The following is an 11792-nucleotide window of genomic DNA, read 5'->3' on the forward strand; positions in this document are numbered from 1 at the left end:
TTTCCAAGCCAACCCATATCGCGAACTGTCTTAACTTCTAAATCCTTTCCAAAGTCCGCCTGCAATTTTTTGGGTAAATTCTCATCAAGCAAAATTCTCATCGAGCATCTTTTCAGTTGTCAATGATTTCTTTGCCATCTCTAATACCTCAAGCGCAGACTCTTTTGAAACGCTCGGAAAATCATCTAAGAATTCGTTTACATCGTCACCACCTTCCAGGTAGTCAAAGATCGTTTGGATAGGCACGCGCGTACCGGTGAAAACTGGCGTCCCTCCCAAAACCTCCGGATCGATATTTATTGGACCATATTTCATTTTCCTGAATTTCTCTTGTAGTCTAAGATACAAAAATTTGTTCGCTTCCCGATTCGGTCTACGGCAAGTAGCTTACCGCTAACGTGGAAGTATTGGCGAAGGCGGGCATAGCTTACTGTTTTATTCCACATGTAACTGGCGGCCCGCTTTTGCCAATACCATGTTATGGGCAGTGCTTGCAACAATCACTACTGGTGTCGTTTTATCGACCTTCCCATACCAACATCCACCCAGGCTCGGGTTAACTCGTAGGCTTGCAGTTCGCTAGATGGATATACTTCGCCATTTTTGTTAAATATCTCAATGCAGTCTATAGTCCCATTTGTCAAATGAACCGTTGCGTCTGCAAGGACGTTTAACTCTTGATTAATAATTTCAACACCATTTAACATCTCAGTCCTATTTCCGTCAATGTCTGTATTGAATATTTTATCCGTGGGGGTTCTATAGGGTTCAATACCGGGTTCGAAGAGAAAGGAGATAAAAAGTCCAATTCCCGTATGTTCTTCATGTTTTATAGAAAGAAACGGAACTTGTTTCCGCAACAAATCTTCATATTCTAAACCATCAAATGTTAAGTCCAGTATATCAAGTATGTATTTTGATTGGATCATAATTAAATGACTTCAACAATTGAAACCCTGGCATTGCCCATAACGTGGAAGTATTGGCGAAGGCGGGCACAGCTTGATGTTTTGTTTGCCATGGTATGTGCCGCCCGCTTTTGCCAATACCATGTTGTGCGTTCGTGCGGCGAACACAGGAGTCTACCCTTTTAAAGACAGTTTACTCCTTATCGTTGCATGTCGCCACCTTAATCTGTTGCTTACATGTCAAAATCAAGATAAAAAGCAGTTCGAGACGATTCGTGAAACCACAGATATCGATAATATTTATTTCCCATAATATAACTGTACGGAACCAAGGTTTTTATCTTTTCGATCTCCCACCACTTGAAGCTTGTCCAAAGTCCGCTGCTTGTATTATTGGGTGTTCGCTCAGGGGACAATTCCAGGTTTTTGATTATTCTAACTATTGTCGCGGTATCGCATTTAAACGAAAATTGAAACTTCGAATCAATCCCTATTTGATCGTTATAGCAGTAAAGATCCGATACATCATGCGTTGGCTTAAAGCCAAAGAAATCGGTAAACCTTTTTTTGTTATACTCTGTGTCTGGGTTGTAACTGTCGAAGTGTGGAATTAGCCTATCGACTGCAGCATCTCTCTTTGCTTCAAGCCTTTCCTTCGCATTAACAGCAATTGCATGGCCCTTACCCTTTATTCTTTCACACGAAATCATGCTTAGAAAAACAGTCACCAATGATATGTATCCAATTAAGCGCATTGCGAAACTAGGATGACGCACAACGTGGAAGTATTGGCGAAGGCGGGCAACAACTTGGTGTTTTGTATGCCATGGTATTCGCCGCCCGATTTTGCCAATACCATGTTGTATGCAGCCAAGCTACGGGAATAGCCAATTTTTCCACTTGGGTTGTTTTTCAAAATACTCTTTGTAATGTGTTTTGAAATCAGAGAACTCACTTTTCATAGGAAGCCTATTGTCCTTTGCGTACTCAGCATATTCAGTTTCCGTCATAAAAGTCTTATTTATCTTATTTGGTAAGTCACAGACAATAAAGTCATAATTAGGGCTGTTTGTTTTTTGATGCGAAACTTCTGCACAAAGTATATTGTCTTTAATTATGAAATTTTCAATTTGTAATTCATCCTTATTCAATTCGGTTTTGGTTAAATCAGGATAAAATTCTGTCCAAGCGAAGTCAGGACTATAAATGCGTTGACCGTAGCCGATTGGAATTGATGGATTTTCACCTAAACCTGTGTCTTGCCAATATGAAAAGGAATAGAAAAACAAGCAGACAGAAATGAGAAAATGAAGTAGTAACCAGTTTCTAAACTTGTGGTTCATTCTCTTTTTCAACCAGTGATTTTGTGTTTTTTTTGAAAGCAAATAAACAATGAGTAATACAAGGCTTGCATATACCGTCGATAGTAATACTATGTGGAGAATTGTAAACAATAAATCTAACCATTGCATTATCATTTTCGTTGCTCCTTAATATTCAGGCCGTCGGTTTAGGTTGCATACAACGTGATGGGTATTGCCGAAGGCGGCCCAGAAGTAATTGTAAATATCATGAATGTACCGGGCCGCTTTTGGCAATACCGCGTTAGCCGACGTTGCCGATGATCAGCAACAGCTAAGCAGTTGTGAAGGAAAAATAATTTTGTCAATATCCGATTGACGAAGTTATTTTTCCTGGCCAGGACGGACAAATACGTTCCTACTTAATTAACCTTTGTCGTTGGGTTGGATACGGTGAAAATACCACGAGTTCACGATGTTAATACGTCCCCCGATCACCGACATTTAAAAATTTACCCGCTAACTTTGCTGGGTGAGCCGCGCGCTTCGGCTTTGGCAAACAACCTTACCACGCCGAAGCGCACGGCTCACCTGGCACTCATAATTTATCGTTTATTTCTCTGTAATAATTTTGATGCAGTAGCCTTCCCTTCGACGTCCGGACTGGCACAACTGCGGGCATACTCACGACTCTAGCGATCATCGGCAATGTTGGCTAACTATTAATTATACGTCATTGCAGTGACGTATATAAACTTCGTAGTATTTTATTGAAACCGAAGGTTTCCTGCCTCTTACCCTAATGGAATTGAGGAAACCCGAACCAATTCAAATTAGCTTCGGTGATAAAGAAATGTGGATAGGCGCCCCTGGGTCGAATATCGCGTACTTCGGGTGCGCGATACTTATCTACTCGATGCTGTTTAAACCTGGATTCACAGGCTTTTTTTACAATGGCTTCGCCATGCCAGTCCCATCGAAGTTGTTCAACAAGGCAGCGAATTAGAGCATAAAATACTGCTAATTATGCCATTGTCAAGTGTTTCGGGAAATATTTTTATGAGCATGTTATAAGAGTTGTTTTTACACCGCTGCTCCCAAGGATGCAACCCTTGTGCTGGTATTGGACGGCCAATCGTGGCGGATACAAGTAACAAAGGCCACCCCGCATTTGCGGGATGGCCTTTGAGAAGGTAAACTGCCGCCTTAGGCTTCCGCAGCCTCAGCCTTTGCTTTATTCGTGCCCATTAATTCAACACTCCGGTTGATAAATGAGGTCAGGTTATTTCCTTTCAACAGCCCCTGAGATAACAAGGCAAGATCTGCCAGGTTACGCACCACCTTATCCTGCTTTTCTTTATCAGCTTCACCAAGGATCTGCTGGTAGATCGGGTGATTACCATTGACCGTCAGCGTTACCTCGTCCGGCATGTTTGCATAAAAACTTCCCATAGGCCCGCTTAATGCCGCCATATCTTTCATCCTCCGCATAAACTCAGGACGTGTCGCAAGCACCGGCGGTGTATCAGGACTTAACCCCTTCACCTCTACCGTAGCATGGAGCTCCCCTTTCTGCTCTTCGAAAATTGCTTTTAGTTTGTCCTCTTCTTCTTTGCTCAGCACAGAAGCGGTTGACTCCTGTTTGTCGATCAGGTTATCAGCAATGTCGGCATCCACTCTCACAAAATGAACCTTCTCCCATTTGGATTCCATCGTGTTGATAAAGCTCGCATCAACAATGGTATCAAGCGATACTACTTTATAACCTTTTTGTTTTGCTGCCTGAACATAACTGTCCTGCTGAACAGGATCAGTAGAATATAATATTACAAGCTGACCCTCTTTATTTGTCTGTAACGCGCTTGATTCAGTGCGATATTCTTCCAGCGTATAGAACCTTTGTTTATCGACATCGGAGAAGATGTGAAACTTGTTTGCCCTGTCGAAGAACTTATCGTCCGTCATCATACCATATTTCACAAACAGTCCCAGGCTGTCCCATTTATCTTCAAATTCCTTGCGGTCCTTGTTGAAAATTTCTTCCAGTTTATCGGCTACTTTTTTCGTGATATGATTGTTGATCTTTTTTACATTCGGATCACCCTGCAAGTAGCTCCGGCTCACGTTCAATGGAATATCGGGGCTGTCGATCACACCCTGTAATAACATCAGGAATTCAGGAACGATGTCTTTTACTTCTTCAGTAACAAATACCTGGTTTGAATATAACTGGATCTTATCTTTCTGAATTTCGTAGCTCTGTTTGATCTTCGGGAAATACAGGATACCGGTAAGATTGAAAGGATAGTCCACGTTCAGATGAATCCAGAATAACGGCGGCTCATTATAGGGATAGAGCTGCTTGTAAAACTCCTGGTAATTTTCGGCAGTTAACTCAGATGGTTTCCTGGTCCAGGCCGGGTTGGTGATATTGATCTGCTCGCCTTCAAACATGATAGGCACCGGCAGGAAGCGGCAAAAACGTTTGAGGATACCTTTGATCCGGTCCTTATCAAGAAATTCTTTGCTTTCTTCATTTATATGAAGGACGATATCTGTACCGCGGGTTTCCTTCGTGGTTTCTTCGATGGTGTAGCTCGGACTTCCATCGCACTGCCATCTTACGGCTGTTGAATCCGCCTTAAATGATTTTGTAATCACCTCCACATTATCACTCACCATAAAGGCTGAGTAAAAACCAAGACCGAATTTACCAATGATGGCGTTTTCATTCTGTCCCTTGTACTTATTGACGAATTCTTCTGCACCGCTGAAAGCTACCTGGTTGATGTATTTCTCAACTTCTTCGCCGGTCATTCCGACACCCTTATCAGAAATGGTGATGGTTTTGTTTTCCGTATCGAGTTTAACTTCAATGCTCAGGTCGTCCCCGATTTCGCCTTTAACTTCGCCGAGGGTACTCAGTGTTTTCAGTTTTTGGGTGGCATCCACCGCGTTACTGATCAATTCCCTCAGAAAAATTTCGTGGTCACTGTAAAGAAATTTTTTAATTATCGGAAAGATGTTCTCCGTTTCGACGCGAATATTTCCTTTTTGCATGGGTGTATTATTTTAGGTTGACCTCCCAAAGAAGGTGCCATTCCTCATTTTCTGCCAACCTGTCCGGATCGGAATTGGAGGCTGGCCAGGCCGGGAAATATCAACAATCACTTTGCCATGTGGCCGCAGAACCTTACCTTTGCAGCCCGAATTATCAAAAATTATTAATTAACCAAAAACAGGGAAATGAACAACTACGAATTGATGGTGATTTTTACCCCTGTGCTGTCTGACGACGAATTCAAAGCGTCTCAGAAAAAATTCACCACTTTTATCAAGGATAACGGTGGCGAAGTTACGCACGAGAACCCCTGGGGACTAAAATCACTGGCGTATCCCATTGCCAAGAAAACCACTGGTTTATATTGGGTTATGGAATATTCTGCGCCAACCGACTTCAATGAGAAGCTGAAAATTCAGCTTCTGCGTGACGACAATGTGATGCGTCACATGTTCACTGTGCTCGATAAATACGCCGTCGAGTACAATGGTAGAAAGAGAAGTGGTGTAACTTCAGCACCAGAAAAAACGGAGGCATAAGTCATGGCAAAACCTAATGAGATCAAGTACCTCACGGCTATCAAAACCGAGAAACCGAAAAAGAAGTACTGCCGTTTCAAGAAAATGGGCATCAAGTACATCGATTACAAAGATGCAGAGTTCTTAAAGAAATTTATTAACGAACAAGGGAAGATGCTGCCAAGGCGCATTACTGGTAACTCTCTGAAGTACCAGCGTAAAGTTGCCCAGGCGGTTAAGAAAGCGCGCCAGATGGCTTTACTACCTTATGTCACTGACCTTTTAAAGTAAGCTAACATGGAAGTAATCTTAATAAAAGATGTTGATAACCTGGGAGCCGCTCATGAAGTGGTGAAGGTTCGTAATGGCTATGGCCGTAATTTCCTCATTCCCCAGAAGTTTGCAATCGAAGCAAATCCATCTAACCGCAAACAGTTGGATGAGAAGCTGAAGCAACTGAAGAAAAAGGAAGATAAAATGCTGGCTGAAATCAACCTCGTTATCGCGAAGTTGAAAGACGGTCCCGTTAAACTTACTGCCAAAACAGGAACAAGTGGCAAGATCTTCGGTAGCATCACGGCACTGCAGATCAGCCGTGCAATCCGCGAGCAGAAAGGATATGAGATCGATCGCAGGAAAATAACCATTGCAGAAGAAGTTAAAGAACTGGGAACTTATAAAGCAACCATCGATTTCGCAAACGGTAACTCAACCGAACTCGAATTCGAAGTAGCAGGCGAATAATCCTTCTTCATAATTTTGAAAACCCATGACTTTGTCGTGGGTTTTTTTATTTAACTCTAGCCTGATCTTTGCTCGGAATACGGAAACATCTTTTCTTCACTAAAACCATTTGTATGAAAAGACTATTCTTTCTGTTGATGAGTGCCATCACGCTTAGTACCATTTCCGTGAATGCTCAGTCCCTGCCCGAAACGGCGAAAAAAGCCGGCCAGGTAGCAGGCGTTTTACCCATCGGCGATGTTGCTGAGACCGCTTCCAGCATCCTGGGTGTTTTAAAGCCAAAATTGTCGCTGGACGAAACCCAGTCCCCAAAGGTATTGGACGCCGTTACCAGCTTCCTGCAGTCAAAATCGGGGATCATCGACCAGGCGACCTCCAACCCGGCTGGTTATGCGACGAAATTCGGGGGTATAAAGGACAAACTGTTCAGCACATTGAAGACGGTTTTGACTGCAAACCAGTTCAAAAACATGTTATCACTTAAGCCTAAAACCAGCGCTGCGAGTGATGTTCTGAGTCATTTATTTTTCTAAAACACAAACACGATATTTTTTTCCGCCCGGAGATTTGGAGCAAACATAATTTTGTTGTATTGATAAAATTATTCTATATCTTCGGTTCTGATTAATGGACTTAGTTCTCGTGTTCTGCAAACCTTACCTGATTCCTGGTTTCCTCAGTTCAAGTGTAACTACTGTCATTGTCGGATTTCAGAACATTTTAAATTTTTAGTTACAATGAACATTTACGTAGGGAACCTCTCCTGGCAGATGACCGACGAGGACTTGAGAACCCTTTTTGAACAGTACGGTTCAGTTACATCAGCAAAGATTGTTAAGGACAAAGTAAGCGGACGCAGCAAAGGCTTCGGTTTCGTAGAAATGCCTGAAGACACTGAAGCTCAAAATGCATTGAGCAGCCTCTACGACTCAGAAGTATTGGGTAGGAAAATCATCGTTAACGAAGCTCAACCGAAACCACAAGGTGGTGGCGGCGGTGGATTCAAGAAAAGAAGCTTCGGTGGCGGCGGCGGCGGTAACAGCGGCGGCGGCGGCGGTTATAAAAAAGGTGGCTTTAACCGCGGCGGTGGCGGCGGGGGCTATAACAGGGATTATTAATCTTCAACGATACATCTTTGTTTCAAAATCCTTTCTCTCATGAGAAAGGATTTTTTATTTGTAGAAACTTACAGATTACTCTGGATTTCTGAGATGGTTTTAACGGTGCACATGACAACTTCTCACTTTTTCGCTCAAAAAACTGCCCTGGACCACAATATTCTCCTCCAATTAGTTATATATACATTTTGACCAATTTGAATGGCCGATTTAATATACATTTAATACCCATTTACCTTAGATTTTTGATTTAAATTCGATCTTACCGGTGTTGAGAGTATCAGGCGAAAGACGAGTTCAGGACGGAAGAATTTATCGAAAAATGGCTCCTAACACAATGATAGGCATAGCATTTGCATATATGTAAAACCTGAATTTTACTTTCCGGGATATTTTATTCCCGCTTTCCATCGGTTTTGACAAGGTTTTGGCAATTGGACTGGTTTAGAAGCGTTGTTTGTTTGTTACAATCGCTTGCATCATAAATCAATGATCGATCTGTTTATAATGCAACGAGTGGTTAAAGGTTAACCTGGCTTTCCCGGCACTGCCCCATGGCAATGCCCGAAGAATTCAACGGCATATTCGACCGGATTTAAATTTTACTGACCTGTTGTTTGTTTTTCCTTTTGCCGTTTGTCAACAAACAACACTGTTTACGTTTACATGTTTTGTGTCTGAATTTTTCGATTTAATGTTCGAAAGATTTGCTGACCGGTAAACATTTTTGCGAGCGTCGAAAAAAATTTGGTTGAGATTATGCTAACAGTGATCATCCCGGTCCTAAACGAAGAAAAGACTATTCATAATGTGGTCACCTTCTGCCTAAAAAACAGCCTCGTGACCGAAGTGATTGTGGTAGATGATAAATCGGAAGATAATACGGTTGAAATAGCCCGCAATGCAGGCGCCACCGTTATCATAAGCCAGGTGCGCGGCAAAGGGATCTCGATGAAGGATGGAATTAAGGTCAGCTCCAACGAATTACTTATTTTTCTTGATGGTGACATTGATCCATATCCTGAAAATACGATTACTGACCTTGCGCAACCATTGCTGGATGACCAGGCGGATTTTATCAAGGGCACCTTTGCGCGTAATGCGGGCCGTGTAACTGAACTGGTCGCCAAACCGCTGCTGACCCTTTTTTACCCGGGGCTTTCCGGGTTTACGCAGCCCCTCAGCGGGATGATCGCAGGCAAGAAATCGTTCTTTGATAAAATAGACTTTTTCAACGATTACGGGGTTGACATCGGGATCCTGATAGACATGTACCTGATGCAGGCCAGGATCAAAGAGGTTAACATCGGCTATATCGAAAATAAAAGCAAACCCTGGGAAGCGCTGGGCAAGATGAGCAAGGAAGTTTCCAAAGCCATCATTTCACGAAGCCAGCGAAGACAATCAGGGCAGATCAACGAAGAAGAAATTCATTCCGTGGAAACCATCAACCGGGAGATGAACAAGATCCTCCGGGAGAAGCTGTCAGGGTTCCATAAAATGGTGGTCTGGGTGATGGACGATACTATATTGAGGGGAAGGTTTATCGATGAATGCGCAAGGATCTATGGCTTCACCGCTAAACTGGAGGACCTGAGAAGTAAAGAAAAGGATCCCATCATCCTGACAAAAAGAATTGCTCTTTTACTTAAGGGAAGAACAATGGATGAGCTGTTACATGTTGCCGGACAAATTGCCATGGTGGAAGATATCCGCGAAGTGGTCAAGGAACTGAAGAAAAAAGGATATATCACCGGAATCATCAGTCACAGCTATGCATTGATCACCAATTACGTCCGGCAGAAGATCGGGGCCGATTTCTCCTATGCGAATCAGCTTGAATTTTTTGACGGGCTTGCAACCGGGGAAGTGAATCTTCCTTCCTACTTTTTTGGCTCACCTGAAAGCATCTGTGGTCATGCCTACTGCAAGACCAATGCGCTTCAGTACGCTTGTGAAAAGTATAACGTACCCCTGAAGAACTGCATTGTTGCAGGCGACAACACCGATGATCGTTGCATGGTGGGACATGCCGGCAAAGGAGTGGCGTTTTGCAGCCAGGATGAGTTGCTAAATACAATTGCTTTTCGTAATATACAGGAGCCGAGTTTCCAGGAGTTATTGAGCCTGTCATAAAATCCATTGATCACCACTAAATCTATCGTCCAATGCCAAAAACTTTCTACAACATCCTAGTCCCGGTAGACTTTACTGTCAAAAGTAAATGGGCCATCAGCAAGGCCATTGACCTGGCAAATAACTTCAACTGTAATATTCACCTCGTTCATGTAGTGAGCAGCCAGCTTTTCCCTTATATCCCCATCGAGGCCGGTAGTATATTTCCGTATGACATGGCGATAGATGCAGAAAATGCCAGGGTAAAACTGGAGGCAATGCGAGATACATACCGGCACCATATCTGCGGCGGTGGCAACATCGAAATAAGCCTGCTGCAAGGCATCAAGAGCGAACAGCTTGCAAAATATATCGAACAATATCAAATGGACCTGGTCGTGGTCGGCCTGTCGAAATTTAACCTGGTTCACCGGGTGCTTTCTTCGGTGTCAATCAGCAACCTCGCGCGCAAAACAAATGTACCTGTGATGGCTATCCGCTCCAGCGGACTTGTGAGTCATTTCAAAAAGATCGTGTTACCATTAACCAGCGAGATACCTGTGCGCCGCCTGCAACTGGCCACTATGATGGCCAGGTCATACCGTTCGACCGTTTACCTGGTGAGCCTGAGAAAGGACGACAACACCAGCGAAACTATACTTAACAAAGCGCTCGAAATAGTGCAGAGCCTGTCCACCATACCCGTTCAATGTTTTATGCTGGAAGGTAAAAACCTGGCAAAATCAACGCTGGAGTTTTCAAAAAGGATCAACGCAGATCTGATCATGGCAAATCCTTTGACAGAGTTTATTATGCCCGGATTCTGGAACAGGTTAACCAGGAAATTGCTGTCTTATGATTCAAAGATCCCGGTGATCACTGTCGATAAAAATGTTGAGAATAAAACGTTGATTAATCCCTGAGAGATTGCAGAGGCGGTTGGCTAATGATGAATACAGACTAACTCTGAGATATTTTGAAGCCGGTTTGCTGTTGATAAATACAGATTAATTCCTGAGACATTTTAGAGGCCGTTGGTTATTAGTAAAGCAGATTTATGCCTCAAACATTTTGAAGCCAGTTGACAATCGAGAAAATTGATACACCAATTTTAAGTAAGAAAAGTCAACAGCGAAAAAAGAAATGGCCGGGCAGGATATGTATGTCGAACTGTTGAGACACCATAAGTTCCCCGTCAAGATGGGCAGCAATTGGTTTCTCTGCTGAAACAGATACAGATTGAACTTTTAAAGTCTTTACAAAAGGCAGGCTGAGATGTCTGCCTTTTTTCATTCGTGGCAGGTAGAAGTATCTTCGTAAAACATTCACGGCCCCGATGATGACCAGGTCAAGCTGGTTATCGGTTAGGGATGACTGTGGTGCCACCATAAAGTTGCCGCCGAATCGTGACCCATTGGCAACCGTTATCATAAAACACCTGGCAACCACCTGCTCATTCCCGTTGTTTATATTGATACGCAGCTGCTTTGACCGGTAAGCCGACAGGGTTTTTATCACTGCCCAGTAATAAGCAAGATTTCCCTGCAACCATTTCCTGGAATTGATGAAGTCCATAACAACCGCACCATCGAAACCGATACCTACACCATTAATAAAATAACGTCCGTTGCAGATGCCTGCATCAACCGCAAGCGGAACGCCATGGATAGCTGTGTTAAGCTGCTCAGCCAGGCTTCTGTACCCCGAAAGTTTCCATTGAAAATCATTCCCCGTGCCTGCCTTAAACAAAGAGATAGGAATCTTTGTGTCGGGATAACTGTTCAGAAAATGATTAAGGGTACCATCTCCACCCACCACAAATAGATCGGTGAAGTGATCAAGTTGCTCCGGCCAGGATCTGTTATAAACAGTATAAGTTGCTTTTTCGATTAACAGGAAGTCGGTGATCTCTTTTTCGATGGAACGGTATCTGGCAGTGCGTGCAGTAGGATTAATAAAAATAGCAACGGAGATTTCAGACATGTATTAAGCCATCATACGGCTGCAGGAAGATAGTAGTTTGTTGG

12 protein-coding genes are annotated in these 11792 nt (G+C 43.1%); 7 read left to right on the plus strand and 5 right to left on the minus strand.

What is annotated here, in order from left to right:
- Nucleotides 1-84 precede the first annotated feature (84 nt).
- The 4 genes from ACX0G7_RS24530 to htpG form a co-directional block, all read right to left on the minus strand.
- Complete coding sequence (locus ACX0G7_RS24530) at nucleotides 85-315, minus strand: DUF433 domain-containing protein (protein WP_458926176.1); 231 nt, start codon at nucleotides 313-315, stop codon at nucleotides 85-87.
- A 188-nt stretch (nucleotides 316-503) separates the two neighbouring features.
- Complete coding sequence (locus tag ACX0G7_RS24535; protein ID WP_458926177.1) at nucleotides 504-929, minus strand: hypothetical protein; 426 nt, start codon at nucleotides 927-929, stop codon at nucleotides 504-506.
- 854 nt (nucleotides 930-1783) lie between these two features.
- Complete coding sequence (locus tag ACX0G7_RS24540) at nucleotides 1784-2263, minus strand: hypothetical protein (protein ID WP_458926178.1); 480 nt, start codon at nucleotides 2261-2263, stop codon at nucleotides 1784-1786.
- Nucleotides 2264-3415: 1152 nt separating this feature from the next.
- Nucleotides 3416-5269: a molecular chaperone HtpG gene (gene htpG / locus ACX0G7_RS24545; RefSeq protein WP_458926179.1), complete on the minus strand. Its 1854-nt coding sequence runs from the start codon at nucleotides 5267-5269 to the stop codon at nucleotides 3416-3418.
- A 186-nt stretch (nucleotides 5270-5455) separates the two neighbouring features.
- On the opposite strand from htpG, the gene rpsF reads away from it, so the two are divergent.
- The 7 genes from rpsF to ACX0G7_RS24580 all read left to right on the plus strand — a co-directional run bounded on the left by rpsF (nucleotide 5456) and on the right by ACX0G7_RS24580 (nucleotide 10688).
- Entirely contained in the window at nucleotides 5456-5809 is a 354-nt protein-coding gene (gene rpsF / locus ACX0G7_RS24550; RefSeq protein WP_458926180.1) for a 30S ribosomal protein S6, read from the plus strand.
- Between the two features lie 3 nt (nucleotides 5810-5812).
- Nucleotides 5813-6079 (plus strand): 30S ribosomal protein S18, encoded by a 267-nt coding sequence (rpsR, locus tag ACX0G7_RS24555; RefSeq protein ID WP_458926181.1) that lies wholly within the window; start codon nucleotides 5813-5815, stop codon nucleotides 6077-6079.
- A gap of 6 nt (nucleotides 6080-6085) precedes the next feature.
- A complete protein-coding gene (gene rplI / locus ACX0G7_RS24560) occupies nucleotides 6086-6532 on the plus strand; it encodes a 50S ribosomal protein L9 (RefSeq protein WP_458926182.1) in 447 nt (148 codons plus the stop codon).
- A 113-nt stretch (nucleotides 6533-6645) separates the two neighbouring features.
- The gene (locus ACX0G7_RS24565; protein WP_458926183.1) at nucleotides 6646-7065 is read left to right on the plus strand and encodes a hypothetical protein; all 420 of its coding nucleotides are present in this window, start codon (nucleotides 6646-6648) and stop codon (nucleotides 7063-7065) included.
- 204 nt (nucleotides 7066-7269) lie between these two features.
- Complete coding sequence (locus ACX0G7_RS24570) at nucleotides 7270-7650, plus strand: RNA recognition motif domain-containing protein (protein WP_458926184.1); 381 nt, start codon at nucleotides 7270-7272, stop codon at nucleotides 7648-7650.
- Between the two features lie 759 nt (nucleotides 7651-8409).
- On the plus strand, nucleotides 8410-9786 hold the full coding sequence (locus tag ACX0G7_RS24575; RefSeq protein WP_458926185.1) for a glycosyltransferase: 1377 nt from the start codon (nucleotides 8410-8412) through the stop codon (nucleotides 9784-9786).
- A gap of 32 nt (nucleotides 9787-9818) precedes the next feature.
- The gene (locus ACX0G7_RS24580; RefSeq protein ID WP_458926186.1) at nucleotides 9819-10688 is read left to right on the plus strand and encodes a universal stress protein; all 870 of its coding nucleotides are present in this window, start codon (nucleotides 9819-9821) and stop codon (nucleotides 10686-10688) included.
- 202 nt (nucleotides 10689-10890) lie between these two features.
- Here ACX0G7_RS24580 and ACX0G7_RS24585 read toward each other — a convergent pair whose 3' ends face one another.
- Nucleotides 10891-11748, minus strand: coding sequence for a diacylglycerol/lipid kinase family protein (locus tag ACX0G7_RS24585; RefSeq protein ID WP_458926187.1), 858 nt, complete (start codon nucleotides 11746-11748; stop codon nucleotides 10891-10893).
- Nucleotides 11749-11792 lie beyond the last annotated feature (44 nt).

It is taken from the genome of Flavitalea antarctica (assembly GCF_054461535.1).

Coding starts and splice junctions, on each gene's coding strand:
- rplI (WP_458926182.1), top strand. CDS start 6,086: ATGGAAGTAATCTTAATAAAAGATGTTGATAACCTGGGAGCCGCTCAT.
- ACX0G7_RS24585 (WP_458926187.1), bottom strand. CDS start 11,748: ATGTCTGAAATCTCCGTTGCTATTTTTATTAATCCTACTGCACGCACT.
- rpsR (WP_458926181.1), top strand. CDS start 5,813: ATGGCAAAACCTAATGAGATCAAGTACCTCACGGCTATCAAAACCGAG.
- htpG (WP_458926179.1), bottom strand. CDS start 5,269: ATGCAAAAAGGAAATATTCGCGTCGAAACGGAGAACATCTTTCCGATA.
- ACX0G7_RS24570 (WP_458926184.1), top strand. CDS start 7,270: ATGAACATTTACGTAGGGAACCTCTCCTGGCAGATGACCGACGAGGAC.
- ACX0G7_RS24530 (WP_458926176.1), bottom strand. CDS start 315: ATGAAATATGGTCCAATAAATATCGATCCGGAGGTTTTGGGAGGGACG.
- rpsF (WP_458926180.1), top strand. CDS start 5,456: ATGAACAACTACGAATTGATGGTGATTTTTACCCCTGTGCTGTCTGAC.
- ACX0G7_RS24575 (WP_458926185.1), top strand. CDS start 8,410: ATGCTAACAGTGATCATCCCGGTCCTAAACGAAGAAAAGACTATTCAT.
- ACX0G7_RS24535 (WP_458926177.1), bottom strand. CDS start 929: ATGATCCAATCAAAATACATACTTGATATACTGGACTTAACATTTGAT.
- ACX0G7_RS24565 (WP_458926183.1), top strand. CDS start 6,646: ATGAAAAGACTATTCTTTCTGTTGATGAGTGCCATCACGCTTAGTACC.
- ACX0G7_RS24580 (WP_458926186.1), top strand. CDS start 9,819: ATGCCAAAAACTTTCTACAACATCCTAGTCCCGGTAGACTTTACTGTC.